Source organism: Streptomyces sp. MspMP-M5 (genome assembly GCF_000373585.1).
In the GTDB taxonomy this organism is placed as follows: Bacteria; Actinomycetota; Actinomycetes; order Streptomycetales; family Streptomycetaceae; genus Streptomyces.
The window spans coordinates 127,656-154,091 of record NZ_KB891962.1 but is presented as its reverse complement, the minus strand read 5'-3'; the positions used below and the strand labels follow the sequence as shown (position 1 = coordinate 154,091).

Genomic DNA, 26,436 nt, shown 5'->3' with positions numbered 1-26,436 from the left:
ATTCGCTACCGCGGTTCAATTTATTGCACTACGGTGTGCTGTACTTCATCGTCCGGTTCACTGTACTGCGAGGTTCCTCCATGACCGCGGCCTTCGCCCTTGCCACCAGCCTCCTGTGGGGGCTCGCCGACTTCGGCGGCGGCCTGCTCACCCGGCGGCTGCACGCCCTGACCGTCGTGGTGGTCTCGCAGACCCTGGCCGCCCTGGCACTGGGCGGCATCGTGCTGGCCACCGGCGGCTGGCGGGAGGCCGGACCACAACTGTGGTTCGCGGTCGCGGCCGGCGTCGTCGGCCCCGCCGCGATGCTCTGCTTCTACCGCGCGCTGGCCCTCGGCCCGATGGGCGTGGTCTCCCCGCTCGGCTCGCTCGGCACCGTCCTCGTCCCGCTCGGCGTCGGCATCCTCGCGGGCGAACGGCCAGGGCTCCTCCAGGCCGCCGGCATGGCCGTCGCGGTGGTCGGCGTACTCCTGGCCGGCGGCCCCCAGTTGGGCGGGGCGAGCGTCGAGCGCCGGACGATCGTGCTCACCGTGGTCTCCGCGCTCGGCTTCGGCGCGGTGATGGCCCTGATCGCGGAGGCGTCCACCACCGTCACCGGCCTCTTCCTGGCCCTCTTCGTCCAGCGGTTGTGCAATGTGGCGGTCGGCGGCGCGGCCCTGTACGCCACGGTCCGGCGCGGCACCCCGGCGCTGCCCGAGGGCGGCCTGTCCGCCCTGCGCGGGTCGCTCCCCGCGCTCGCCTTCGTCGGCCTCGCCGACGTCGCCGCCAACGGCACCTACTCCGTCGCCGCCCAGCACGGCCCGGTCACCATGGCCGCGGTCCTGGCCTCCTTGTACCCGGTCGTCACCGCACTCGCCGCCCTCGGCGTCCTCAAGGAACGCCTGCGCGCCGTCCAGACCGCCGGGGCCTCCCTCGCCCTGGTCGGCTCCCTCCTCCTGGCATCCCACGGCTGACCGAGCCCCCGAGAGGGCCGGCCCACCCGAGCACGGCAGGCCGGACGGCCAACGGCCAACGGCCAAGAGGCCAACGCGCCCTAGCCGCCCGCCTTCTCCCACTCCCCCAGGGCCAGCAGCTGTTGCGGCGTCACGCCCTCGGGGATCGGCACCGGGGCCGGCGTGCGCAGCGGCGGCTGCCAGCCCGTGGCCGGTTCCCAGCGGCGGACGATCCTGGCCGGCGCCCCGGCCACCACCGCGTGGTCGGGGACCTCGCCGCGCACCACCGCCCCGGCCGCGACCACCACGTTCCGCCCCAGCCGCGCGCCCGGGAGGATGACCGCCCCGGTACCGATCCAGCCGCCCGGCCCGATGGCGACCGGCTCACTGCGCGGCCACTGCCTGCCGATCGGCGTCTCGGGGTCGTCGTAACTGTGGTTGGTGGTGGTGACGTAGACGCCGGGCCCGAAGAAGCAGTCGTCGCCGACGGTCAGCCGGACGTCCGCGATCACATGGCTGCCGCGGCCCAGCACCACACCGTCGCCCAGCGTCAGAATCGGGTCCGGGCCCAGGTCCAGATCGGGCATCATGCCCGCGGTGAGCGTGACGTCCTGGCCGATGATGCAGTGCGCGCCCAGCTCGATCCAGGGGTCACCGAAGACCGTCCCCTGCGGGAAGGCCAGCCGGGTGCCGGTGCCGATCCGGCGGAAGCGGTACGGGCCCGGGCGCTCGGCCGTGACCGCCCCGGTCTCCCGCACCCAGCGCGCCCCGCGGTGGACGGCGCGGGACACCGCCCGGCGCCGCCAGGCCGTCAGGGACGAGAACACGTTCTGGTTTATCGGCACCCGCACACCGTACTCAGCGCGCCCGGCCACCGGCCGCGCGCCGGGCTGTGATCTTCACCCCACCCCCGGCCGCCCCGTCCGCCCCGCGCACCGGTCGTCTACGGTGCTGGTGGCGCGGCACTCAACCGGCGAGGAGATGCGCAGATGGCAGAACGGGCACTGATCGCGGCGGTGGGCGGCGCGACACCGCACCTCGACCCCGGGGCGTACACCGCGCCCACCTCGGTCGTCGTCGGCGACGTCACCCTGGCCGCGGGGGCCAGCGTCTGGTATCACGCCGTACTGCGCGCCGACAGCGGCCCCGTGGTCCTGGGCGCCGACAGCAACATCCAGGACAACTGCACGGTGCACGGGGACCCCGGCTTCCCGGTCACGGTCGGCGAACGGGTCTCGGTCGGCCACAACGCCGTCCTGCACGGCTGCACCGTCGAGGACGACGTACTGGTCGGGATGGGCGCGACGGTGCTGAACGGGGCACACATCGGGGCGGGTTCGCTGATCGCGGCCCAGGCACTGGTGCCGCAGGGCATGCGGGTGCCGCCGGGCTCACTGGTCGCCGGGGTGCCGGCCAAGGTCAGGCGGGAACTGACCGCGGAGGAGCGGGAGTCCATCGAACTGAACGCCGCGGTGTACGTGGAGCTGGCCGCCCGCCACCGCGCGGCGGTCCCGCTCGCCGCGGACGGCACACCGGCCGGGGAACCCACGGGCTGACGGCTCCGGACGCGCCACCGGTGCGGCCTGGTCAGGGCCGCACCGACGGGTCCGCGTCGGGTCTGCGTATCCCGTTCCGGACGGGGTCAGTCCCGTCGGGCCTGATGACCGGCGCTCAGCGCGGAGGACAGCAGCTCCGCGTCGAACAGCGTGGCGTCCGCCAGCCGGTGCGCGTTCCCGTAGGCGTTCATCATGAGCTTGGCGGTCCGCAACGCCGTGGGCGACCGCCGCACCAGGGGCTTGATCCAGCGGGCGATCGCCCCGTCCAGCTCCGCCTCGGGGACGACCTGGTGGAGGATCGACATCCGCTGGGCGGTGGCGGCGTCGAAGGTGTCCGCGGTGAGGATCAGTTCGCGCACCTTGGCGGCGCCGGCCTCGTGCATGAGCCGCGGCAGCACCCCGCCCCAGGCGGGCGGCACCCCCAGTGCCGCCTCCGGCAGCCGGAAGCGGCAGTTGTCCGCCCCGGCCCGCAGATCGCAGAAGAGCGCCAGCCCGATCCCCGCGCCGATCACCCCACCGTGCAGGCGGGCGACGGTGACGGCCTCGGTGGTGGCGAGCGCGTCGCACACCTGCCGCGCCTTGGCGCCCACGACGCGCACGCCCGCTCCGGTGGGGTCGGCGGCGAGCGACTCGGCGAACTCCCGGCGGTCGGCCCCCAGGCAGAAGTCGGCGCCGGCGCCGGAGAGGATCACCACGCGTATGCCGGGTTGGTGCGGTATCGCCCGCAGCACGGTGAGGAGTTCGTCCAGCACCGTCTCCGAGAGCGCATTGCCGGTCTCCGGGCTGTTCAACCGGACCGTCAGCACGGGTCCTTCGGTCCGGACGACGAGCGACTTGAAGTCTTCGATCATGCTCGATTCCTACCTCACCCCGACGCCCGCCTGGGCGACGGGCAGGGTGAGCAGCCGCCGGAAGGCCACCCGCGGCGCCCATTCGGGCATCCGGCTCGGCCGCAGTCCGGGGAAGCGTCTGAGCACGGCCGTCAGCAGGGTGTGCGCCTCCAGCCGGGCCAGCGCGGAGCCGAGGCAGTAGTGGATGCCGCTGCTGAAGCTGAGGTGGCCGGCCCTGCGCCGGGCGTCGAAGAGGTGGGGGTCCACGTGCTGCGCCGGGTCGTGATTGGCCACCCCGACCATGCAGTGCACCAGTTGGTCCTTGCGGACGGGCACACCGGCGAGCACGGTGTCCTCGCCCGCGACCCGGGTCACCACGTGCGTCGGGGAGTCGTAGCGCAGGACCTCCTCGACGGCCGCGGGGATGTTCTCCGGTTGCGCACGGAGCCATCCCATCTGGCGGGGATGCGAAGTGATCAGCCACACCGCGGTGGAGAGCAGGTTCGCTGTGGTCTCCAGCGCCGCCAGCACCACGAACAGCACCAGCCGGTAGACGGCCTCGTCCGCTTTCTCCCGGTCCCGTTCGAGGTGGTCCCAGGTCCTGATCCAGCCCGAGACCGGGTCGTCTCCCGGAGCCTTGCGGCGCTCCTTCACCAGGGCGGTGAAATACTCGCGCAGAATCTCGGTCGCAGCGTCCGAGAGGGCGAGCTGACTGGCCGAGGGAAGCAACTCCTGGGCGAATACCTGATCGTGGGTCAGGGATCGCAGCAAGGGGTAGTCGGCGGTCGGCAGTCCGAGCCAGTCCCCTATCGTCAGCACCGGCAGCTGGTCACTGACAATGGCTCCAAAATCCGCTTCGCCGTCCTTCAGTTGCACGTCGAGTTCATCGAGGAGTTCTTCGGTGAAACGCTCGACGGATTTTTGGATATCGACCAGTGCACGGCGGTCGAATATCTTGCCCACCGACCGCCGCACACGAGTGTGGTGCGGCGGGTTGAGTCCCGGCAGCATTGCGGCCATTTCCTGTGAGGAGGCTGCCGTCCAGCGCGGCGTCCGGCCTTGCCGGGCGCGCCATGAACTGTCCGGCACGAGCCAGGACTTGCTCCGCAGGATCCGGTCGCACAGGCCATAGGAATTGACCAGGTAGCCACCCCAGGGCGCCGGAACGACGTCCCCCATCGACCGGATTTCCGCGTAGTGCGGCAAGGGATTGGCCTGCCCGTCCGGGGTGCGCAGACGGGAGAGCAGCCTTGCCACGGAACGCCGGTCGACAGCCGGGGACGTGCGCAGGGAAACTATGCCGGGCTCCACCGCGGTAACTCCTTCGTTCAAGACACCAGAACCGATGGACCAGCCCTGACTACCCACGCACTTGAACGTTTACGCACCGCGGCCGCATTAAGTCTGCCGTAAAGATCACACCTTCCACCAGGACAGGAATGAACTCCACCACTTGCCCTTTTGCGCCCCACTCTTCCCCGGCGCCGGGGCATTCTCGGGCGCACTCTGACCCCATGCGGAGGAATCGGGCGAACGCCGCTCCGGCCGGACCGGAGTAAATCGCGCGGGCAGCGCTTCGAGCGCACGGTGGAATGGGCCGGGCCGCCAGGTCAGACTCTCCGTCGGCAAAGCGAGTTCGATGTCCGGCAGGGAATTGAGCAGCTTCTCGATGGCGAGGTTGGCGACCAGGGTCGCGGGGTCCTTCGCCGGGCAGGCGTGCGGGCCCGCACCCCAGGCCAGATGGGCGCGCTTGCTGAGCATCTGACGGCCCGTCGAGAGTGCGGGGTCGGTGTTGGCGGCCGCGAAGCTGATCACCACGGGGTCCCCCGCGGCGAGCTTGGCCCCGCCGATCTCGACCTCGCGCACGGGGTAGTGCACACCGTAGTTGGCGATCGGAGCGCTGTTCCACAGCACGTCGTTGATGGCGTCGTCGACCAGCAGACCGGCCGTGTTGTGGTCCCCGGCGTACCGCTCGTCGGACAGCAGCAGCAGGAGGGCGCTGGTGATGATGTTCTGGGTGGGCTCGGTGCCCGCCGCGATCAGCGTGACGAGCTGGTGGACCATCTCCTCGTCGGAGAGCCCGGACGGATGCTGCGTCAGCCAGGAGGTCACATCGTCGCCCGGCGAGCGCCGCTTGAGGGCGACCAGCTCCCTCAGCGCCTCGGTCAGCACCTCGTTGGCCTTCTCCGCCTCGACCCCGTCGAAGATGCCGGATATCCCGAAGACGAGGCGGTCGCCTATCTCCTCCGGGCAGCCGAAGAGGTCGTTGAAGACCAGCAGCGGCAGGAGCTGGGCGTAGTCGGCGACCAGGTCGACCCGGCCGCGGCTGCTGAACTGGCCGACGAGGTACGCGGCGACGCGGCCGACATGGCGGCCCAGCCGGTGGGTGTCCACCTTGGCCAGACTCGCGGTGACCGACTGCCGCAGCCGCATGTGCTCGGCGCCGTCGGAGAAGAGGGCGTTCGGCCGGTACATCATCATCGGCAGCACCGGGCTGTCGAGCGGCACCCGGCCCTCGTTGAGCGCCCGCCAGCGGCGGGAGTCACGCGCGAAGACGTCCGGGTTCTGCAGCACCTGCAGCGCCGTCGCGTAGTCCGTGACGAGTTCGGCCTCCACCCCGGGGGCGAGTTCGACCGGTGCGCTCGGGCCGTACTGCCGCAGCCGCTCGTAGACCGCGTGCGGCGCGGCGGCGAATTCCGGGCCGTGCAGGGACGTTCGCATGCCATCGGCATGGGCGGGGCAACCCGGTGGCGGAGTCTGGAATTCCGGATGAGATTGCATGGGGGCACTCCTAGTTGAGGCGGGACTGCAGATAGCGGACCAGCGTGATCAGAGAATCCGCCGACGATTTCTGGTCACGCGCATCGCAGTTGACGACCGGTGTCTCCGGAAGGAGGTCGAGCGCCTCCCGGATCTCGTCCAGCGAATGCTCCGGAGTCCCGTCGAAGCGGTTCACGGCGATGGCGTACGGGATGCCGTAGTGTTCCACCAGGTCCATGACAGGAAAGGACTCCTCGAGACGCTGCGGATCGACCAGGATCAGCGCCCCCAGCGCCCCACGCGTCATGTCCTCCCACACCTGAACGAAACGCTGCTGGCCGGGAGTTCCGAACAGGTACAGCACCAGCCGTTCGCTCAGCGTCAGCCGCCCGAAGTCCATGGCGACCGTCGTCGTGGTCTTCCCCGGCACCGCCCGCAGATCGTCGATGCCCGCGCTGGCCTGCGTCATCACCTCTTCGGTGCGCAGCGGCGGAATCTCCGACATGGTTCCGATGAACGTGGTCTTCCCCACGGCGAAGTGCCCGACGACGAGGATCTTGGCCGCGGTCTGCACCGAATTCCGCAGGTACACACCGTCATCCAAAGCGAGCCTGGAGCCCATTCAGCACCTCCTCCAGGATTTGCCGTTCGACAAGCTGAGCGCTGGGGATGGGCGCGCGCACATAGAGATGGCCCTCCTCCGTGAGATCACACACCAGAATCTTTGCGACACCCACCGGCAGCCCGGTGTGCCCGGCTATCTCGGCGATCGACAGAAAACCCCCGGCGCACAGCTCCAACAGGCGCTGCTTCTCCGGGTCGAGCGGTTGGGTCCGGGGCGGATCCTGAGCGACGGTGACCAGTGTCAGCAACGTGAACGTGCTGTCGTCGACAAGGTCCCGGCCGTTGGTGATGACGTACGGCCGTACTAATTCCGCTGCTTCGTGTACCAGCTCCGGCTCGTCATCGGTCGTCATGGTTGGATATCGGCCCTCTCGCGCGGCGGGCTGGTCAGCGCCTTGCCGAGCTGACTGACCAACTGCTGCATCCGGAACGTGATTTCCGCCATGTCGACATCGGGCGATGCCGAGACCGCGAGATAGGCGCCCTCACCGGCCGAGATGAGAAAGACCCAGCCGTGGTCGAATTCCACCAGCGTCTGCCGCCACTGCGGGCGCACCGCGGGACCGGTGCTGTTGCAGAAATCGGCGACCGTACGGCTCAGCGACTGCATACCGCTCATCGCGGCGGCCACCGTGTCGGCGTGGTCCCGGCCCACCTCCTTCGAACGGGCCATGAGCAGACCGTCGGCGGAGACGAGGATGGCATGCTGCGCTTCAGGCAATTCCAGAGCACTGTCAAGCATCCACGACAGATCGTAGTTCACGGAACCTCATGCCCTTCACTGCTTGCTTGGGTGGAACGACGGCCCGATTGCGTACCGCGCTGGAATGCGCCCAGGGCGGACGCCGTCCGGGCGCTGTCGCGGGCCGGAGGAGTGGGGGTGCCCTCGTCCGCCGGCGGCACGATCGATATCGCTCCGCGGCGGCGGCGCTTCGGCAGCCCGCCGGCGGTCGTCTCGGCGACGTCCGGAGCGTCGGCGTCCGGGGCGCCGAAGCCCGGCGGAGGGGCCGGCGCCCGATGCCTGCCCGGTGTCGGAAGGCCCTGCTGACCAGGAGGATTCTCGGGCGGCAACGGGGCGGACGCGGCCACGGCAGGACCCTCCTCGGGTTCGCGCAGGGACGTGAGCAACTCGTCGGGGAGCAGGACGACCGCGCGCACACCGCCGTACGGCGAGGTGGAGTCGACCGAGACCGTGAAGCCGTAGCGGGCGGCCAGCACACCGATGACGGTGAAGCCGAACTGCGGCGGATTGCCGAGGCTGGAAACACTCGCGGAATTACCGCTGGAAAGCAGCTGGCCGGCCCGTGCCTTCTCCTCCTCGTTCATGCCGACACCGGCGTCGTCCACGACGATGCACACGCCCTTGGGTACCGGGCGGATATTGATCTCGATCACCGTCTCCGGCGCGGAATAACTGGTGGCGTTGTCCAGCAATTCGGCGAGGACCAGCGCCACCGGTTCCACGGCGCGGCTGACGATGGCGAAATTGCTCTGCGAGCGGATCTCGACGCGGGTGAAGTGCCGGATACGGCCCTTTGCACTGCGGACCACGTCGTAGAGCGAGGCGTCGTTACGACGCCGACCGAGCCATCCGTCACAGAGCACGGCGATGGACTGGGCCCGTCGTGCGAACTGCGAGTTCATGTGGTCGATATCGAGCAGATCCTGCAGGATCTTATGCTCGCCGTAGGCGTCCTGGAGTTTGGAGATCGCCAGCTGCTGCTCGCTCGCCAGACCCTGAAGCGTCCGCATGGCAGTCTTGAGGGTGTTCTTGGTGGATTCCTCGGCGCGGTCCTTGGCCTCCTCCACGGCCTCCGCGTAGTGCTCTTCCAGCTGCGCGTAGTGCTGTTTCAGCTCAAGCTTTTCTTTGCTCAGCTCCGAGATCTTCTTCCGGCCACGAATAATCGCGGTAGCGGCGACAGGTGTACCAGCGACCAAGGCCCACAGCGCTGGATCCTGAAAATATTGCGTCATAGGTCTCTCTTCGGAGGACGAAGCCACCAGGTGCCGTATGCCCGGCTGCCGTGTGGATGATCACGCACGGCCCCAGACAATAGACGATCGGCCGCGCAAAGTCGCCTGCCAGAAAGCCTCTGAGGGCCCGGTTAACGGCATACCTCTCCCCGGGGTGGCGATTTTCTCAGGCCAATGCGCGGAATTCCCTTTTGCCATAGCAGGTGACTACCCGGTTGGCAAGTGCGATGATCTTAGCATCACGCCATCGACTCAAGTCCAACAGCGATCCGTAACGTTCTGGCACCTGACGGAGATTCAACAAAGGCCCCCTATGGGGCTATTGGCTCCCGGCACGGCTCCGGGACGCAAGGAGTCGGGCCGCTTCCTGACGACCCGCTAGCACTCCGAACGGCGCGCCAACGAACGCAACGCACCACGAATCCGCAGGCCGGATCGGTGGCACCGGGTGCCACGCAGCTCGATCACCCCACCGCCGCACACCGGAAGACGCCGCCGAACACCCCGCCATCGACCGGCGGTCGGCGGCGTCAACAGGCCGCGTCCGGCGGCCACTCGGCCCTGCGCGGACCGTTCCCGGCCGGTCGAACGCGGCTCACGGAGCACCCTCGGCGGCACGAGATTGTCCGAGACGCACCGCCAACTCGCCGCCGACGGACCGCCAGACGCTCATCCCTCAGACGCTCATCCCTCAGACCGAGGGCGCCGCCACCGGCCCCTGCATCTGCTCGCTGATCCAGTGCAGCGACTCGGGCATCCGCTTGATGTAGGTGTGCCCACTGTGCACACCATCCGGTATTTCGAAGAGCGTGGAGTGGATCGGCCCACGGGCCCCGTCGGTGTACCCGCTGACGAACCGCTTCACATCGGGCACCGCGTCCTCCTTGCTGCCGAGCTCGAAGGCCAGGTAGACCTGCGGCCCGCCGCGCGCCGTCAACTGCCGCGCCAGATGCCGCGGATCGTTGGCGAGCTTCTCTGCCGCATGTCCCTTCCACAGCGGCGAGTCCGGAGCCGTGTCGGGACCGTTGACGATCGCCGCCTTGAACCGCTGCGGCTCCTTGAGCACCGCCTTCAGCGCCGCGAACCCGCCCGACGACGAGCCCATGAAGCCCCAGCCGTCCCGTGACGCATACGTGCGGAAGTTGGCCCGGGCGAACGCCGGCATGTCCCTGGTCAGCCAGCTCCCCATCCTGGGCTGCCCCGGGATATCGCTGCCGTCGTAGTAGGTCTTGCGGGGGTTGAGCACCGGCATCACGAGGATGAACGGCAGCGTCTTGCCCTCCTTCGACCACTCCGCGAGCCGCTCCTCCAGCGCGAACGGCGCATCCGCCCAGTAGTTGGACGGGTACCCCCAGGCCCCGGGCAGCGCGATCAGCACCGGGAAGCCGCTCCGGGCGTACCTGGCCTGGTTGTACTGCGGCGGCACCCAGGCCCAGACGTCGCCGGTGTAGCCGGACGCCCGGCCGTGCCACTTGGTGTGCACCACCTGGCTGCCGTCGTCGCCCGTCGTGCGATACGTGGTGAACACCGAGCGCGGCCCCTGCGGCATCACGGTGCGCGGCCGCCCGTTGACCGCGTCCGCGGCGTGGGCCCGCAGCCGCGGCACGTTCGAGGCGTCCACCACGTCCTGCTGCGGCCCGCCGCACCCGGCCAGCAGCCCCAGGGCCACCACGCTCACCGCAGCTCGGACGCGCACGGACTTCATCGGAACGATCTCCTCAGGCACTTGCAGGCACGTGGGGCCGGGCGGGACACCACGGTGCCACCGCGAATCCGGTCGAAAGCCATAACTCTAAGATCGGTCCCACGGCTGCCCGACGCCGCCCCCGCCTTCGTGACCTGGGGTTTACCGTTCTGTATCAGCACCAAGACGAAACGCCACGTCAAAGCCGCCGAGCAGGTTTCCCCCTAACGGTGAACCCCGTCCGCTGTTTACCCGGCGGTCGGTTCTGGCATCGTGGGTCGCTCCTAGGGAAGTGCGCGGCACTGTGCCGTGGTTGGGGATGACCGATGACCGCGTGGGCCGATCACGGGCCGCTGCCCGGCGTAGTGGGGCGGGCGGTCGAGCACGAGCAGCTGGCCGGGCTGCTGGACCGGGCCGCGCCGGTCACGCTGACGGGGCCGGCCGGAGTGGGCAAGAGCCTGCTGGCCCGGGCCGTCCTCGAGGAACACACCGCCGACCGCCCCGGCGCCGTCCTCCGGATCGCCTGCTGGGACGGGCTGACCGCGGACGACCTGCCCGGCGCCCTCCGCCGCGCCGCCGGCCTCCCCGCGCCGAGCACCGTCGAGGACCTCGCCGGCCACTGCCGCACCCACCGCACGATCCTCCTCCTCGACGACTGTGACCCGCTGCTCGACGCCTGCGCGGCCCTGGTCCGGGGCCTGCTGCGGACCGAACCGGCCCTGCGGATCGTCGCCACCGCCCGCCGCCCTTTGGGACTACCCGGCGAACGGATCCTCGCCCTCGCCCCGCTGCCGGTGACCCTCGGCGAGGGCATCGCCGGACCGGCCGTGGAACTCCTGGCGGCACGCACCGGCCCCGCCGCCCCGGAACTGCTGGTCGCGGTGTGCCGGGCCCTGGAGGGCTGCCCACTCGCCATCGGGCTGGCCGCCCGGCAACTGGACCGGATGACCTTGTCCCAACTGGCCGCCCGGCTGGACCTGGAGGGCCCGTTGCACTACTCCGGGCCCTCCCCCACCACCCGTCATACCTCGCTGCACGCCGCGCACGCCGCCGGCTACGCCCTCTGCTCCCCGCTCGACCGCCGGGTCTGGGACTGCCTCTCGGTCCTCCCCGGGGACTTCGATCCCTGGCTCGCGGGGTGCGTCTGTACCCGCAGTGACGTTCCTGCATCCGCCGTCGACGCCGCGCTGGAGCGTCTGCGCGCCGCCTCCGTCCTCGAATGCGTACGGGACGCCGATGTCACCGCCGACTCCGGGGCCGGGCTGCCGCCGCGCTACCGACTCCCGCGCGGCGCCCGGGACTTCGGCCGGGCCCGGCTGCGCGAGACCGGTGACGAGGCCGGGGCCCTGCGCCGCTTCCGGCAGGCGTGCGCGGCCCTCGCCGCCGAGGCCCAGATCACCTGGCAGGGCACCGGACAGCAGCTCGCGGTCCGCCTCGTCGAGGACGAGCAGCACCACCTCGACGCGGCGCTGACCCGGCCCCCGCTGGACGCCGAGGACGCGCTCGCCGCCCTGGAGATCGCGGTCTCCCTGTGGTTCCAGTGGGCGGCCTGCGGCTTCCGCCGCGAGGGCCGCGCCCATCTGGACCGGCTGCTGGCACTCGCCCGGGAAGACACCGCCCTGCGGGCCCGCGCCCTGTGGCTGGCCGGCTACCTCGCCGCCCAGGAGAACGCCCCCGCGGCCGCGGAACCCCTCCTCGCCCAGGCATGGAAGGCGGCCGTGATGCACGCGGACACCGACGGCCTGGCCCGTATCGCGCACGCCCACGCCGTGCTGGCGCTCTATCGCGAGGACATCACGACCGCCGTGGCCTGCCTGGAGGAGGCCGCCCGGCACTCCTCCAAGGACACCTGGTTCGGCCCCGGGCCCGCCCACAGCTGGGCGCTGCTCGCCATCGCGCTCGCCCCGCTCGACGCCGGCCGGGCCCGGGCCGCGGCCCGCCGCGCCTGGGAATCCCGCCACGCCGACTGCGACTTCTGGCTCCACTCGACGATCCTCTACGCCCGCGCGCTCATCGAACGCGCCCACGGCGACCCGGCCGCCGCCCTCCGGGCCTGCCGCAAGGCCCTGGTCGCCAAGAAGCTGATCGGCGACCCGCTGTTCATCGTGGGCGCCCGCACCATGCTGGCCGCCCTGCGCCGCGGCATCCGCGCCGACGCCCCCGTCCGCACACTCGGCGGCGAAGCCCGCTGGTGGCGGCGCGGCACCTCCGACCCCCACTCCCAGCCCTTCTTCTCACGGCTGCGCGCGGGGCCGTGATGCCCGACGGGTGGGGCAGGGGGCGGGCCCGTGATGCACGGCCGTTCGGCGCCCTTGTGCATGCGGACAGCGGAGCGCGTGGGATCGGCGGTGCCGCTGCCCCACACCGTACGTGACGCTACGACTGCGGTCGGAATGCGGAGGGACCCGGTCCGTCGCATCCTGGAGGCATGAAACGCGCCCCCGTCATCGTGCATCCGCCGTGCACCGGCGGCCGCCGCGTCACGCTCCACGGCCAGGATCTGGGCCGGGCGCTGCGCCCCGGCGACGTGGCGGCCATCCTGCGCCGGGCCGGATTCTCCACCACACGCTTCGTCTGGCACGACACCGGCGTCATCGAGTGGCGCGACTGCGGACCGGACACCTGGCAGATGCCGTGACGTCGCCGGCCGGCCGGCGGCAGCAGACACGCAGAGACACGTACAGCACGACGGATGCACCCCTGCCATGCTCGGCATGCGGCATCAACGAGCGCGGCGCCCCGGAGGTCCTGCCCCTTCTGAGGTGGACATCCGGGGCGCCGCGCTCGTTGGTGCGTCGCCGGCCGGTTCAGTCGGCCCGGGTCGCGGCGACCGGGGACTTCTCCGCCTCCGCCGCCTCGCGCGCCGCCGCGGCCTTCTTCGCCCGGTACTTCATGAGCAGGAACGACCCGATGCCGAACAGCACCGCGGCGGCCAGGCCCCACGTGGAGAAGCGCTTGAGCCAGGGCTCGGCGACGAGACCGACGGTGTAGATCAGCGCCGTGGTACCACCGGCCCAGATGATGCCGCCGAGGACGTTGGCGATCAGGAACTTCCAGTACGGCATCTTCAGCACGCCCGCGAGCGGACCGGCGAAGATCCGCAGCAGCGCGATGAACCGGCCGAAGAAGACGGCCCACATGCCCCACTTGTCGAACTTGGCCTCGGCCATGCCGACATGATCCGGCCCGAAGTGCTTGGGGAACTTCCGGCCGGCCCAGGCCAGCAGCGGCTTGCCGCCCTTGCGACCGATCAGGTAGCCGATGGAGTCACCGATGATCGCCCCGGCGGAGGCGCAGGCACCCAGCACGTAGGGGTTGATGTGGTCCTGGGTCGCGGCCAGGATCGAGGCGCTGACGAGAACGATCTCGCCGGGCAGCGGAATGCCCAGGCTCTCCAGCCCGATGACCAACCCCACGAGGAGGTAGACACTCACGGCGGGTACCGTCTCCAGCCACTCCTGGATGTGCAAGGCCGCTTCCTCCGCTGATGTTGGGCCCCCGTGGGCCGCTGCCCGGTGCCCGGCACCGATCGGTCGTTCCCAGGCGCGCCACGTCGGCACGCCTGGGAAGCGTACTCGATCGGGGCATCCCGACGACGATTCCCGGTCGCGCGCTGGTGCATCCGCGGCGGACTCCGCCAGGGGGCGCCCCGCGCCGGCGAGACACCCCCGCATCGGCGCCCACCGCGACACCCGACACCGGAAACCGGCAGACGGGCAGTCGCAGACGGGCGGCCAGGCAGCGCTGCTGCGGCCAGGCGCCTACGCGCCCGGTGGACGCGCGCCTCAACGGTTGGCACAGCGTCCCGGGAAGGCGGGTGTCATCGCTATGCCGCACCGGGTGCCGTCTGGCGTGCACCCACGCGTACCTCAACTGGCCGGTGGAAGTGGCACGCACATGGCATCAACATGGCGTGTGCGCTGACGGGGTTGTCGTGCCGCCCATCGCGGGGATCACCTTGATCATCGCGGGCCAGGCGTGCGCGCTGCTCGCCACCGCTGCCTTCGACCTGGGCTCCCTCGACGGCGCGACCCGCCTGTCACGATCCGCCGCGCTGTACGGGGAGACCGCCCGGTTCAACCCGCTGCGCGCCTTCGCCGGTGGCACACTCGCCTACATCGCGTACCTCTCCGGCCAGCCCCTGCGCGTCGCCCAACTGGCTCGCCAGGCGCAGCACTTCGCGGGTATGGAGCATGTGGCGCGCCGGCGTCTCGCCTCCATCGAAGCACGGGCCCACGGCCACCTGGGCGACGCCGCAGCCACGCAGCGAGCTTGGATCATTCTCAACGTGTCGAAACGGACGCCACCGACGAGTTGCACGACGACGTCGCCGAGCTCTCCCCGCTCAAGCACGCGTACCTCAACGTGCTGGGCCGCCGTACCTTCCGAGCTGCGGCGCCGCCCGACGAGGCGAAGCCAGAGAGGCATGAGTCGATCAATCCGAGGGCCACCCGAGAGGAAAACCGACTCACAGGCTTGTTAGGTAAGCCTTGCCTCACATATTCTCCGGTGCGGGTTCACGCCGTGTGGGCCGGAGGACGCAGGGCGTTAGCTAGCCCCGCCCGAATCGGAGGGCTCATCGTGCCCATATTCGTGCAATCCGTCGTGGCAGCTGCCGGGCCGGTCATGGTTGCGGGGGTCAGGTGAAGGGCAACCGGCTGGCGCTCGACGCGGCCCTGACGGCGCTGGCTCCGGCGGTCTGGGGCAGTACCTACCTGGTGACGACGGAGCTGCTGCCGCCGGACAGACCGCTGTTGGCCTCCACGGTGCGGGCGCTGCCGGCGGGGCTGGTGCTGCTCGCGTTCGGCCGGGTGCTGCCGCGTGGGGTGTGGTGGTGGCGCGCCCTGGTGCTGGGGGTGCTGAACATCGGCGCGTTTTTCTACCTGCTGTTCGTGGCCGCGTACCACCTGCCCGGCGGTGTGGCCGCACTGGTGGTTGCGCTTCAGCCCATGCTCGTGCTGCTGCTGGCGGCGTTCCTGTTGAAGGACAGGATCCGGCCGATGCAGCTGGCGGCGTGCCTGCTCGGTGTGCTGGGCGTGGCGCTGCTCGTCCTGCAGCCGCAGGCGGGGGTGGATGCCGTCGGCGTCCTGGCCGGACTGGCGGGCGCGGTCTGCATGGCGTCCGGCATCGTGCTCACCAAGCGGTGGGGCCGGCCGGACGGTGTGGGCGTTGTGACGTTCACCGGTTGGCAGTTGACTGTCGGGGGTCTCGTCCTGGCACCGGTCACGCTGGTCGTCGAAGGGCTGCCCAGCCGCATCACCGGCACGAACATCGCCGGGTTCGCCTACCTGGGCGTGATCGGGGCGCTGTTCGCCTACGCCATCTGGTTCCGGGGCATTGGACGGCTGCCCGCGCTGGCGGTGTCGATCCTGGGGTTCGCCAGCCCGCTGGCCGCGACGGTCCTCGGATACGTCGTGCTGGGCCAGGCGTTGACGCCCTTGCAGATGACCGGGGCCGCGGCCGTCGTCGCGGCTGTTGTCCTGGCGCAGCCCAGGCAGCGGCGCAGTGTCCAGGAGCCGGCCGAAGAGCCGCCCGTCACTCATGCGTCCCGCCACGTACCGTCCGGCCGAGGGGAGCTGTGATGGCAACCGCACCGTTCAGCGCACGAATACACCACACTCATCCGGGCGGTTGCCTGACGGGCCTGCTCGGGGAGCAGGCCGAGGCGCAGCCCGAGGCCATCGCGGTGGTCTGCGACGACCAGCACCTGACCTACCGGGAACTGGAGCAGGCAGGCAGTCGGCTGGCCGCCTGCCTACGGGATCTGGGCGTGGGCTCCGATGACTGCGTGGGCCTGTTCGTCGAGCCGTCCCTGGAGTTGATGACCGGGGTGTGGGGCATCCTGTTCGCCGGGTCCGCCTATCTGCCGCTGTCCCCGGAGTACCCGGAAGAGCGGCTGCGCTACATGATCGAGGACAGCCGCACCCGCGTGATCGTCACCCAGGCCCACCTGGCTGTGCGCGTCGCGGAGCTCGCCCCGCCGGGGACGCGGGTCGTCACCCTGGCCGACGCGGCAGACCATGCCGGGATGAGCCCGGCGATGGTGCGGCCGGACGCCCTGGCCTACGTCATCTACACCTCCGGCAGTACCGGCAGACCGAAGGGCGTGATGATCGAGCACCGCAGCATCATGTCCCAGATGCGCTGGATGCACGCCTACGGGCACCTGGGCAAGGGCACCACGGTGCTCCAGAAGACGCCGATGAGCTTCGACGCGGCGCAGTGGGAGATCCTCGCCCCCGCGGTAGGCGGCCAGGTTGTCATGGGCACTCCGGGCATCTACCGGGACCCCGAGGCCGTGATCGAAACCATCGTCAAGCACGAGGTGACTGCGCTCCAGTGCGTGCCCACCCTGCTCCAAGCACTGCTGGACACCGAGGAGTTCCACCGGTGCAGCACGCTGCGACGGGTGTTCTCCGGCGGTGAGGCCCTCTCCTGGCGGCTCGCACGCGCCTTCGCCGCCGATCTCCCGTGGGCGTCACTGGTCAATCTGTACGGGCCGACCGAGTGCACCATCAACGCCACCGCGTGCCTGGTCGACCCGGACGCGGCCGACGACGGCCCGGGCACGGTCCCCATCGGCGTGCCGGTCGACAACACCCAGTGCTTCATCCTCGATCGGAACCGGGCGCCGGTGGACATCGGGGAGATCGGCGAGCTGTACATCGGCGGCATCCAACTGGCCCGCGGCTATCTGCACCGCCCCGAGCAGACCCAGGAACGCTTCATACCCTCGCCGTTCGTCCCGACCGAGCGGCTCTACCGCACCGGCGACCTGGCGTACTGGAACCCTGATGGCACCATCCAGTTCGCGGGCCGGGCCGACAACCAGGTCAAGCTGCGCGGCTACCGCGTCGAGCTGGACGAGATCGCGCTGGCGATCGAGGAGCATCCCTGGGTGCGGCATGCGGCCGCGCTCGTCACCGACGACGAGCGGACCGGCTTTCAGAGCCTGGTGGCCTGCATCGAGCTGAACCCCAAGGAGGCAGCTCTGATGGACCAGGGGAACCACGGCACCCACCACCAGTCGAAGGCCAGCAGGCTCCAGGTGAAGGCGCAGCTGTCCGACCCTGGTGTGAGAGACCGCGAGGAACTCGCCGGCCGCACGGTCGTGGAGCTGCCCGGCAGGCAGGAGACGCAGCGCCAGCGCGGGGAGGTCTTCGCCCGCAAGACCTACCGCTTCTACGACGGCGGCCAGGTCACCCGGGCGGACCTGCTGGAACTCCTCGCCGAGCCGAAGGGCGGCGGCCTCTCTCGTGGCCTCGATGAGCTGACGTTCGCCGAACTCGGCGAGATGCTGCGCTGGTTCGGCGCGTACCGCAGTGACGAGCGGCTGCTGCCGAAGTACGCCTACGCCTCCCCCGGGGCTCTGTACGCGACACAGCTGTACCTGGAGACAGGAGGCGTGGCCGGCCTGGATGCAGGCGTGTACTACTACCACCCCGCGGACCACACCCTGGTGCGGGTCGGCGAGTCCGCGAAGCGATCCGGCCCGTATCTCCCGTATCTGTCGGTGCACTTCGCCGGCAAGAGGCGCGCGATCGAGCCGGTGTACAAGAACAACATCCAGGAGGTGCTGGAGTTCGAGACCGGGCATATGGTGGGCGTGTTCGAGGAAGTGCTGCCCGAGTACGGGCTCAGCATCCGGCCCCTGGGCCACCGGCCGTCCGTCAAGGACAGCCTGGACGTCGCCTCCGAGGACTACTACCTCGGAACGTTCGACATCCGCCCCGGCGACGGCGCCCCGCATCCCGACCCCACCGAGGTCTTCGTCCAGGCCCACCCTGGGCGGATGGCAGACCTGCCGGCCGGTCAATACCGCTACACCGACGGGCGGTTGGAGCGCATCTCGGACGCCCTGCTGCTGACCAAGCACGTGATCGCCATCAACCAGCAGGTGTACGAGCGGGCGAGCTTCGGCATCACCGCCGTCAGCCGCGCCGACGAGGCGTGGCTGGAGTACATCAGCCTGGGCAAGAAGCTGCACCACCTGCAGCGCAACGGCCTCGGGCTGGGCTTCATGTCCTCGGGCTACAGCTCCAAGACCGGTCACCCGCTTCCGGCCGCCCGCCGCATCGACGACATCCTGGCCTCCTGTGGCATCCGGTCAGGCGCCTCGTATTTCTTCCTCGGCGGCAAGGTGAGCCAGGAGCAGAGCCGCAGCGAGGGCATGTACGAGGACACCGTCCACATGAAGGGCCCGGCGGAGATCATCAAGGACGAGCTGGCCCAGGTCCTGCCCGACTACATGATCCCCAACCGGGTCCTGGTGCTGGACCGGCTGCCGCTGACGGCGAACGGGAAGGTCGACGTCAAGGCCCTCGCCGCCTCCCAGGACGTGCGGTCCGCGGGCAGTGCGACCCCGTACGTGGCTCCTGCCACGCGGCACGAACGGTGGCTCGCCGAAGCCTGGGGGAAGGCGCTCAAATACGAGAACGTCTCGGTGGAGGACGACTTCTTCGCCGCCGGAGGGAACTCGCTGACCGCTGTCGCGCTCGTCAACAAGATCAACCGCGAGTTCGGCACGCAGCTCCCGCTCCAGGTCGTCTTCGCATGCCCGAAACTGGCCGAGCTGGCGGCCCGGATCGAAGGCAACTCGACCGATCCAGCCGCACGGCTGGTGCCGCTGCACCAGGGCGCGGGCAGCCCGGTGTTCTGCTGGCCGGGACTGGGCGGCTATCCGATGAACCTCCGCCTCCTGGGTGGGCGCACCGGGCTCGGCCGGCCGTTCTACGGGGTACAGGCATGCGGAATCAACGACGGAGAGCACCCTTACCCGACCATCCGGGAGATGGCCGCCGCCGACGTGGCGGAGATCCGGCGTGTACAGCCCGAGGGGCCCTACACCCTCTGGGGCTACTCCTTCGGCGCCCGAGTCGCCTTCGAAGCGGCCTGGCAGCTGGAGCAGTCCGGCGAGCAGGTGGAAAACCTGCTGCTGATCTGCCCCGGCAATCCGAAGGTCCGCCAGGCCGACGGAAGGCAATACGGGCGTGATGCCTCGTACCGCAATCCGGCATACGTGACCATCCTCTTCTCCGTCTTCACAGGCTCCATCAGTGGGCCCGCCTTGAATCACTGCCTCAAGGCGGCACGGGACGAGGAAAGCTTCGTGTCCTTCGTCCACGGTCTGCTCCCCACCCTGGGCAAGCAGCTGATCCGGAGGATCACGCGGATCGTCGGGGAAACGTACGAGTTCGAGTACAGCTTCCGCGAGCTGGCCGAGCGGCGCGTGAACGCGCCCGTGACCCTCTTCAAGGCCACCGGGGACGACTACTCGTTCATCGAGGGCAGCTCCGGCTACTCCGCCGCTTCCCCGACGGTGGTCGACCTGGACGCCGACCACTACAGCGTGCTGAAGGAGCAGGGCATCGCCGAACTCGTCTCGGCGATTCGCACCCGCCTCGGCAAGTGACCCCATCGCCCGTCACAGAGCACTTCCACGCCTACGACGGCGCGGTGTCGATCGCTCTGGAGCCGGTGGCCGCGCACGACTGGCTCGACACCGTCTACGGACCGGAGGTCACCGGACGTCAGCATCTGCTGATCAAGGAACCGAACTACCGCAACGACTGACCCGACCCTCATGGACCAAGGGCGTCCATGAACGACACGCGCGAGGGTCGCAACCAGGGACTCCTGGTTGCGCCTTCGCGTTCGCTCGACAGCCGTGTTCCCGACCGCATGAGCGCCCAGCCGATCTTCGCGTAGGGCATGAGTTCACCGATACTGAGCTGCCCCAGGAGGTGAGTCAGCGCCTCGCTGTCGACGTAGGCGTCGGAGTACTCCTTGCCCAAGCGCCGTCCGTACTCGCGGACTCGTTGCCACGGTGTGCCGTGCCCACCAGCACGCCGCCGGGGCCCGTCACCGGCCGGCATGGGTACCTGGATCCCGCAGGCGACCGGTCCAGCACCGGTCTGGCGAGGCGGTGGGCCGCTCACGTGGCGGTTCACCTGAGCGTGACCAGCACCGCGGCGCCGAGGAAGAGCACGCCTCCGGTAAACAGGCCGACGGTCCGGGATCGGCGGTGCTTCCGGATGAACACCCTTGCATTCTCCGGCTGTTCGGGCAGATAGACGACCGGCACATGGGTTCCGAGGTCCAGCCCCAGCCCCGTCCCTGTCGCCGCGGCCAGAAACCTGACGGGTCGGCCCTGCCGGTCGGTGAACTCGAGGCCAGGCGTCACATAATCGTCCGACGGCGCCTGCTCCTGGTCCACCACCACCCCCTCGGCATACACGCCGTACCGACGCGGACGTCGTATCGGCCCCCACCTCCAAGATCAGGTCGTGGAGACAGTCTGCTGGCCAGTGGGCAGATTACTGGCGCAGAGCGCTTATTCGGAGGGGGCGGTATTCCATGAGGCCGCGGCCGACGCGGCTGTCCCTCCCGTTCGCTGAGCGGCCGACCGGCCGAAGCCCGTCGTGGAACGGTCACGCCGCGACGCCACAACTGCCAGCACACCGATGGCGATCAACGACCAGCCGCCCGAGACGGGTTCCAGCACTGCTACCGGGATTCCAAGTGCCAGCAGGATCCATCCGGTCTCCGTAGGCACCGTGCCCGTGGCGATCACGGACCTCCTGGCAAGGAGCCCGAGACCGAAGAAGGCAACCCCGCTGATCATGAACCACAGGGCCGTCATGCGGGCGTCGTCGTCATTGCGGACCGTGTTCCACAGCCCGTCGGAGATGATTCCGCTCCAGTGCGAGTACGCGGCGATGATGCCCACCATCATGTGCACCACAGCGGCAGCGAGCATCAGGCGGGGCACCCAGAGGCGGAGACCTCTGGCGTTGGACTTACAGAATTCCGGGCGTGCGGAGGCGTTCATGACGCTGTGTTCCTTCCGGATGAGGGACCCACCTCGATCGCCGGCCAAGTCAGGAGGCCGGCCGGTCCAGGAGCGGCATCAGCAGCTCGTACATGTCGCGCAGCTCTGATTTCGGGAGCGGGGGCATGAGGTGCTCTGCCCCGACCAACATCAGATAGAGCAGCTTGGCCATTTGGTCCGGTCTGTCATGACCGGCCTGTTCGCACAGATCACGCAGATATCCGATGCGGGTCGCGTCGACACGCTCCTGCACCCTCGCCGCTACCGGATCCTGTTTCGCCCAGGCCCGCATCGCTACCTCCAGCGAGGGACTGGCGGCCTTGGTCGCTTCCGCCATGAGCCTGTCCAGCCGCTCCCGGGCCGGCAGCATGTCGGATGCTTCCACCCCATCGATGATCGCCGTGGTGCACTTGGCTTCGAAGTGGTCGAGCAATCGGGTCCGATACTTCGGCATCGATCCGAAGTGGTGGTAGAAGGCGCCCTTCGACATGCCCATGCGCTCGCACAGTCGCTCCAGCGTGACCGCCGGGGCGCCCTGCTCCGCCAGCAACGTCAAGCCCTGGTCCAGCCATGCCGATCTCTCCACGCTCACCCTGCCCCCTCTGCTCCATACCAAAAGGTTTGGTATGGAGCAGGCTAACAGGCGCATCCGAAGCAAGGGAAGGGAGTGGGCGGGGCGCTGCTGGCCTTGTAGGTTCCCGACGTGAGTGAGGACGGCAGGGCTCGGATCCGATGCGCGGAAGCGGCAGATGCAGCCGTGATCGCGCGCATCTGCGCCCGGGCGTTCTATGAGCGCCACGGTTTCACCGTCCTGGACACCAACGACGGCGATCGCAACATGGAGAGCCTGCCCGATATGACACGTCGCTGGGCACCGCACAGCGCGCGGTGAACCGTGCGCCCAGACGTCCTCTCAGTTCACCAGGAAGTCCCCAACAGCCCCCGAGCAGCAGCTCCGGGAGCGCTGTTGGCGTCGGTAGATCAGGCTCCCCACCCCAACTCGTACGGCCCTGCGCAGTACGCGGGACCGGACGGGCGGAGGAGGCAACCGGCTGCAGCCCCAGCCGCTGCGATGGCAGGAGGCGCCGCGGTGCCGGTCGCCGAGACTTCAGCGGTCGCGATGGATGGTCAGCAAGTGCCAGATGGAGGGTCAGCAAGTGCCATGGGTTCACCAAAGGACCGGAAGCCGTTCCGGGAGGCGCTTGATGAAGCCCGGTCGCCAGACGAGTTGCTCGACCGGCAGGGCCAGCCGTAGTTCCGGCAACCGCTGCACCAGTGCTGTCAGTGCGATCTGCGCGTGCGTGCGGGCGATGGCCGAGGCAGGGCAGAAGTGCCGTCCCGCGCCGAAGGCGAGGTGCGGGTTGGGCTCCCGGTCGAAGTCGATCCGTTCCGGGTGGGGGAAGACCTCCGGGTCGTAGTTGGCCCCCTCGATCAGCACGAGGACCAGCTCTCCCGTCCTGACCAACACGTCGCCGATCTGGACGTCCGCCAGGGCAAGCCGGGGCAGGGCGTCACCGATCGACAGGTTGTAGCGGAGGAGCTCGTCCACCGCCCGGTCGATGACGGGCGGCTCCCGGCGGATGCGCTCGGCCAGTTCGGGCCGCTGCGCCAGGGCGATGATCGCGTGCAGCAGGAAGGAGGAGGTGGAGACCGCACCCGCGCCGAAGAGCGAAAGGGCGACGGTGGCCAGCAGCTCGTCGCTGACCTGGTCGCAGACGTCCGGGGAGCGTCGGAGTTCGACGAAGCGGCCGAGCAGGCCCTCGGTCGGCTCGGGGTCGGCGTTGAGCCGATCGAGCATGTAGCGAAGGTCCTTGTACCAGTTGTGAGCAGCCCCCTCGAAGGGCGTGGGGCTGGTGATGAACGCGACGTCGATGCCGGACATCAGCCGGCGCCAGTCGTCGGTCGGTATCCCGAGCAGGCGGCAGTGCAAGGCGGCCGAGTACGGTTGGGTGAAGCCGTCTCGCAGCTCGCCCGGGGCGCCCTGCTCGACGAGGCGGTCGATGAGCTGGTGTGCCTCGGTCTCCAGCCAGCCGGCCAACTCCTTGTCGGCGCGGGGCGAGAGGGTCTTCATCACGGCGTTGCGCAGCCCAGCGCTGTTGATGTTGCCCATGTTGTTGACCACCTCCGGTGGGATGGTCAGCGCGTATTGACGGGGCACTCCTGGGTTGGCGGTGTCCTTGAGACTGAACCGCTCATCCTCCAGGACCTGCTTGGCCAGGGCGTAGTTGCTGACCAGCCAGGCTACGTCCCCAGTCATCGTGCGGACCCTGGCAACCGGATGCTTCTCGCACAGCAGGTGTGCCTGCTCTGGGAGGACGTCGCCGCGCCGGGAGAGCGGGAAGGCGGCCTCGGGCTGCGTAGTCGTGGTCATCCTGCTCTCCATCTGATGGGTGGTCGACGGATCAGGCAGCGCCGTCTGCGGTCGGCTCACCGGGCGCACTACGGCGTAGCCTTGCTCGGGGACCGCCCGAAGACCCCCCTCGCGGCCGTACAGCACCGCAGTGACGTGGAGTTCGACGTGGTAGCAGGCGACGGAGGACGGGACGTCGAGCAGCGCCGGGGTGTTCAGGAGGAACGGCAGCTCGGCCGCGATGTACTCGACGCCGGTGGCGACTTGCTCTGCGGAGGGGGCGAGCCCCTGGTCGAGCCGGGCCTTGAGGAAGGACCGGGCCATGCCCTCGGTGGCCTCACGGAACTCTCGGTCACCAGTCAGCGCCTCACGGACGGCCCGGCCCAGTCGCCGATAGGCGGGGTGAGACAGGAAATCCGAGAGCGCGTGGATCCGTACACGGCTGCGATCCGCCTCCAGGACGCCTCGGTGAATCCGCCGATACGTGGCCTTGACCTCCTTGGCGGCGCGACGCAGCGCCTGCTCGGCAGGGTAGCCGCAGGCCATGAACTGGGCTTCGACCTGCAGATCGGCGTACACGACGTCCACTGCTGCGAAGAACTCCCTCGCCCAGGCCACGAGTTGAGCTATCCGCTGATGGGTGAAATAGCTGTTCCCAGGGCTGACGCCGATCAGCAGATGGTCGCCGCGTTCGAAGACGCTGCGGCAGTTCTCGCAGAAGGGCAGCGCCTCGAAGCCTGTCAAGGTGGTACTGAGGAGCGGTTCACTCATGCCACGGCACCTCCGGCAAAACGAGGTTGCCCCGGGGCTCGTAGGACGTGAGGCCCTGGGTTACAGCTCCTGGACGGTCAAGCTGAGGACCCCGGACTCTCGCTTCAGCCCGCCGGGCTGGGCACACTGCGCCATATTCCGCTGGGACTCGTCGAAGACGAGCTCGGCGGAGTCTCCCTGGAACTCGCCGGCTGTCACCTTGCCGACAAAGGTGTCCACCAGCACACCGCCGACCGACGAGGTGGTGAACGAGCCGGTGAAGGTGCTGGACCTGCCGTTGTTCCAGGTGATGGTCTGGGTGGCCGGCCCGTTGTCCAGCGGAGTCCCGCACGACAGGACGAGGTCGCCGTCGATGATGTACGGCTGGCTGCTGGTCAGCGTGGGGTCCTTGGGCGAGGTGCAGCTGGTGAGTTGGTTCACCGCGTGAAAGTGGACACGCTGAGGCGTCAGGGTCAGGCCGGGGTCGTACGTCACCTGCGTCGCACCCCGGCAACTGAGGTCGAGAACCGATGCGTCCGCCGCGACCGTTGGCCCCACAAGGGGGAAGGCGGCGCCAAGCAGCATCGCCGCGACCGCCGGGGCGGGTGCGATTCTCTTGGTGTTGAGCAGGCGCATGACGGAACCCCTTTCGTTGCGTGCGGGGTGCGGTGGCCCCATCGATTACCGGCCAGGGTGGCGGCATCCAGGGGGCGGGCGGTACTCCCGTGCAGGGGCGCATTGGCGCTGCCTCCCAGCGCGCACCGCACCGGGCGCCTACTGACCCGGATCATTCCCGCCCGAACCCGATCGGTTCTACCGTGGGGCGTCCCTTATGCCGCGGTGGCGAGGGGTGTCCGCCCCAGCGGATGCCCTTTTCGCTGCGGATGCGGGCGCGTTCCTTGCGCTGTGCGACGAGGACATCGGGAGGGCGCGCGTTGGCGTTGCGCCAGTGTAGGTAGCGGTGCAGAGCCTGGGTCTGCGCCGGGTGACTGCGGTGGTGTGAATTCGCCAGGCCGAACTGCCGCAGCGGGCCGAAGTGGGCCTCGATCGGGTTGACCCAAGAGGCGTAGGCCGGGGTGAAGCACAGCTCGACCTGGTTCTTCTTTGCCCAGCAGCGGATGTCCGCTCCGGTGTGAGCGGAGCGGTCGTCCAAAATGATGTAGATCGGGGCGCCGTCGGGCCGGGCGGCGCGGACCGACTGCAGGGCGGCGCCGACGTCTACGGCATCCACCATGCGAAGAACGACAAGGGCGTCCTTGCACTGAGCGCGTGGACCCACAAGAAGGCCGGCTACGAGAACGTCGACAACTTCGCCACCAAACTGACGTCTTTCCTCCCCCGGGAAGGCGTCCGCTTCGGTCAGGGCTACGTGTACTCAACGTGTACGGCCCTGACGGAGTACGACTGCACAACCTTGACACCACTCCGGAGCACAACCCTTGATACCCAAGCACGTGACCAGAGCCCTTCTGGCCACTATCTCTGCCGGCGCCTTCCTGTTCACTGCCGGCCCGGTTGCGCATGCTGATGGAGCCACCCCCGAGCCGTCCGCAACAGCGACCGACGACTCCACCCCGGCGTCAAAGCCGTCCAACCCGGTGATCGCGCCCCCGGGCCTGCGCGCGTGCGGGGATCACCACGAGGTTCGAGTACGCCACCGCCGAGCAGATCTACCATCGGGCCTGCTCCCGGCCCACGGCGTGGTTCCCGCACACCTCGTCACGGTGACCGGTGGGCGCCGCACCGCTCACGGCGCGGTACGGCGGTAGCCACGCCCCACCTCCGAAACCCGTGGCTACCGGCATGGTGGCGCGTGATCCCCAGGCGTCGTCGTTGCGGCCCTACGACGGTGGGCGTTCCATAGGGTGGCAGTGGTCAAGGCGAAGAACAGGAGGTTGGCGAGGCTGAGTTGGGCGCCTTGGAGCGGGATGCCCGCCGGGCCCGGGACACCCTTGGCGAGCAGTTGGCCGACAAGGACGCAGACGGCGGGATTGGCGGCGCACATCCAGCGAGGGAAGGAGGTGGTGCCGCGCAGGATGGCGACGGCCATCCACAGGGATGCGGTGAGCCAGCAGACCAGGAGGAGCGCGTAGGCGATGAAGAGCACGGTGGCGAAGTCGCCGGGGAGAGCGAGGTCGCATCCATCGA

26 protein-coding genes and 1 pseudogene are annotated in these 26,436 nt (G+C 69.5%); 9 read left to right on the top strand and 18 right to left on the bottom strand.

All coding sequences use genetic code 11. The features are described from left to right. Nucleotides 1–80 precede the first annotated feature (80 nt). Nucleotides 81–950, top strand: a complete 870-nt coding sequence (locus B073_RS0138025) for a DMT family transporter (protein WP_026248121.1) — start codon at nt 81–83, stop codon at nt 948–950. Nucleotides 951–1,030: 80 nt separating this feature from the next. On the opposite strand, the gene B073_RS0138020 is transcribed toward B073_RS0138025, so the two are convergent. Beyond that, complete coding sequence (locus tag B073_RS0138020) at nt 1,031–1,774, bottom strand: acyltransferase (RefSeq protein WP_026248120.1); 744 nt, start codon at nt 1,772–1,774, stop codon at nt 1,031–1,033. Nucleotides 1,775–1,918: 144 nt separating this feature from the next. Here B073_RS0138020 and B073_RS0138015 point away from each other — a divergent pair, with 144 nt between their 5' ends. Then, a complete protein-coding gene (locus B073_RS0138015; RefSeq protein WP_018543292.1) occupies nt 1,919–2,485 on the top strand; it encodes a gamma carbonic anhydrase family protein in 567 nt (188 codons plus the stop codon). Between the two features lie 86 nt (nt 2,486–2,571). On the opposite strand, the gene B073_RS0138010 is transcribed toward B073_RS0138015, so the two are convergent. The 8 genes from B073_RS0138010 to B073_RS0137975 form a co-directional block, all read right to left on the bottom strand. After that, nucleotides 2,572–3,336 (bottom strand): enoyl-CoA hydratase/isomerase family protein, encoded by a 765-nt coding sequence (locus tag B073_RS0138010; RefSeq protein WP_018543291.1) that lies wholly within the window; start codon nt 3,334–3,336, stop codon nt 2,572–2,574. 9 nt (nt 3,337–3,345) lie between these two features. Then, the gene (locus tag B073_RS0138005) at nt 3,346–4,647 is read right to left on the bottom strand and encodes a cytochrome P450 (RefSeq protein WP_234025263.1); all 1,302 of its coding nucleotides are present in this window, start codon (nt 4,645–4,647) and stop codon (nt 3,346–3,348) included. Nucleotides 4,648–4,731: 84 nt separating this feature from the next. Then, on the bottom strand, nt 4,732–6,096 hold the full coding sequence (locus B073_RS0138000) for a cytochrome P450 (protein ID WP_026248118.1): 1,365 nt from the start codon (nt 6,094–6,096) through the stop codon (nt 4,732–4,734). Between the two features lie 10 nt (nt 6,097–6,106). Next, nucleotides 6,107–6,697 (bottom strand): GTP-binding protein, encoded by a 591-nt coding sequence (locus B073_RS0137995; RefSeq protein ID WP_026248117.1) that lies wholly within the window; start codon nt 6,695–6,697, stop codon nt 6,107–6,109. Next, entirely contained in the window at nt 6,672–7,052 is a 381-nt protein-coding gene (locus B073_RS0137990; protein WP_018543287.1) for a DUF742 domain-containing protein, read from the bottom strand. The genes B073_RS0137995 and B073_RS0137990 overlap by 26 nt, the downstream gene beginning before the upstream one ends. Next, nucleotides 7,049–7,462 (bottom strand): roadblock/LC7 domain-containing protein, encoded by a 414-nt coding sequence (locus B073_RS0137985; RefSeq protein WP_018543286.1) that lies wholly within the window; start codon nt 7,460–7,462, stop codon nt 7,049–7,051. Before B073_RS0137985 ends, B073_RS0137990 begins: the two co-directional genes overlap by 4 nt. Beyond that, complete coding sequence (locus B073_RS0137980; RefSeq protein ID WP_026248116.1) at nt 7,459–8,673, bottom strand: ATP-binding protein; 1,215 nt, start codon at nt 8,671–8,673, stop codon at nt 7,459–7,461. The genes B073_RS0137985 and B073_RS0137980 overlap by 4 nt, the downstream gene beginning before the upstream one ends. Nucleotides 8,674–9,364: 691 nt before the next feature. Then, complete coding sequence (locus B073_RS0137975) at nt 9,365–10,378, bottom strand: alpha/beta hydrolase (protein WP_018543284.1); 1,014 nt, start codon at nt 10,376–10,378, stop codon at nt 9,365–9,367. A gap of 305 nt (nt 10,379–10,683) precedes the next feature. On the opposite strand from B073_RS0137975, the gene B073_RS0137970 reads away from it, so the two are divergent. Continuing rightward, nucleotides 10,684–12,615 (top strand): ATP-binding protein, encoded by a 1,932-nt coding sequence (locus tag B073_RS0137970; RefSeq protein ID WP_018543283.1) that lies wholly within the window; start codon nt 10,684–10,686, stop codon nt 12,613–12,615. A gap of 170 nt (nt 12,616–12,785) precedes the next feature. Further along, a complete protein-coding gene (locus tag B073_RS0137965) occupies nt 12,786–12,995 on the top strand; it encodes a hypothetical protein (RefSeq protein WP_018543282.1) in 210 nt (69 codons plus the stop codon). 169 nt (nt 12,996–13,164) lie between these two features. Here the strand turns inward: B073_RS0137965 and B073_RS0137960 are convergent, their stop codons facing one another. Beyond that, a complete protein-coding gene (locus B073_RS0137960) occupies nt 13,165–13,827 on the bottom strand; it encodes a DedA family protein (protein WP_018543281.1) in 663 nt (220 codons plus the stop codon). 1,173 nt (nt 13,828–15,000) lie between these two features. Between B073_RS0137960 and B073_RS0137950 the strand changes: the two genes are divergently transcribed. The 3 genes from B073_RS0137950 to B073_RS47000 are packed head-to-tail and all read left to right on the top strand — an operon-like array spanning nt 15,001 to nt 19,930. After that, complete coding sequence (locus tag B073_RS0137950; protein ID WP_018543280.1) at nt 15,001–15,939, top strand: EamA family transporter; 939 nt, start codon at nt 15,001–15,003, stop codon at nt 15,937–15,939. After that, on the top strand, nt 15,939–19,769 hold the full coding sequence (locus tag B073_RS0137945; protein WP_018543279.1) for an amino acid adenylation domain-containing protein: 3,831 nt from the start codon (nt 15,939–15,941) through the stop codon (nt 19,767–19,769). Before B073_RS0137950 ends, B073_RS0137945 begins: the two co-directional genes overlap by 1 nt. Beyond that, entirely contained in the window at nt 19,766–19,930 is a 165-nt protein-coding gene (locus B073_RS47000) for a hypothetical protein (RefSeq protein ID WP_018543278.1), read from the top strand. Before B073_RS0137945 ends, B073_RS47000 begins: the two co-directional genes overlap by 4 nt. A gap of 8 nt (nt 19,931–19,938) precedes the next feature. Here the strand turns inward: B073_RS47000 and B073_RS0137935 are convergent, their stop codons facing one another. Then, nucleotides 19,939–20,151, bottom strand: coding sequence for a hypothetical protein (locus tag B073_RS0137935; protein WP_018543277.1), 213 nt, complete (start codon nt 20,149–20,151; stop codon nt 19,939–19,941). A gap of 26 nt (nt 20,152–20,177) precedes the next feature. Here B073_RS0137935 and B073_RS48640 point away from each other — a divergent pair. Beyond that, a pseudogene (locus tag B073_RS48640) lies at nt 20,178–20,303 on the top strand (IS5/IS1182 family transposase); the annotation flags it as partial. On the opposite strand, the gene B073_RS42535 reads toward B073_RS48640, so the two are convergent. From B073_RS42535 to B073_RS0137920, 3 genes are all read right to left on the bottom strand, one after another. After that, entirely contained in the window at nt 20,304–20,573 is a 270-nt protein-coding gene (locus B073_RS42535; protein ID WP_158690329.1) for a DUF3592 domain-containing protein, read from the bottom strand. A gap of 117 nt (nt 20,574–20,690) precedes the next feature. Then, nucleotides 20,691–21,188, bottom strand: coding sequence for a DUF6463 family protein (locus B073_RS42530; protein ID WP_018543275.1), 498 nt, complete (start codon nt 21,186–21,188; stop codon nt 20,691–20,693). A gap of 49 nt (nt 21,189–21,237) precedes the next feature. Further along, nucleotides 21,238–21,780: a TetR/AcrR family transcriptional regulator gene (locus B073_RS0137920; RefSeq protein ID WP_018543274.1), complete on the bottom strand. Its 543-nt coding sequence runs from the start codon at nt 21,778–21,780 to the stop codon at nt 21,238–21,240. A gap of 111 nt (nt 21,781–21,891) precedes the next feature. Between B073_RS0137920 and B073_RS49530 the strand changes: the two genes are divergently transcribed. Continuing rightward, on the top strand, nt 21,892–22,080 hold the full coding sequence (locus B073_RS49530) for a hypothetical protein (protein WP_420706494.1): 189 nt from the start codon (nt 21,892–21,894) through the stop codon (nt 22,078–22,080). 276 nt (nt 22,081–22,356) lie between these two features. Here the strand turns inward: B073_RS49530 and B073_RS48635 are convergent, their stop codons facing one another. From B073_RS48635 to B073_RS0137895, 4 genes are all read right to left on the bottom strand, one after another. Next, nucleotides 22,357–24,309 carry a tRNA-dependent cyclodipeptide synthase gene (locus B073_RS48635; RefSeq protein ID WP_018543272.1) on the bottom strand — a complete coding sequence of 651 codons (1,953 nt, stop codon included), beginning with the start codon at nt 24,307–24,309 and terminating at the stop codon, nt 22,357–22,359. A 60-nt stretch (nt 24,310–24,369) separates the two neighbouring features. Then, a complete protein-coding gene (locus B073_RS0137905; protein ID WP_018543271.1) occupies nt 24,370–24,924 on the bottom strand; it encodes a hypothetical protein in 555 nt (184 codons plus the stop codon). A 151-nt stretch (nt 24,925–25,075) separates the two neighbouring features. Further along, a complete protein-coding gene (locus B073_RS42525) occupies nt 25,076–25,519 on the bottom strand; it encodes a transposase (RefSeq protein WP_420706496.1) in 444 nt (147 codons plus the stop codon). A gap of 564 nt (nt 25,520–26,083) precedes the next feature. Then, entirely contained in the window at nt 26,084–26,395 is a 312-nt protein-coding gene (locus B073_RS0137895) for a DUF6796 family protein (protein WP_018543269.1), read from the bottom strand. Nucleotides 26,396–26,436: the final 41 nt, after the last annotated feature.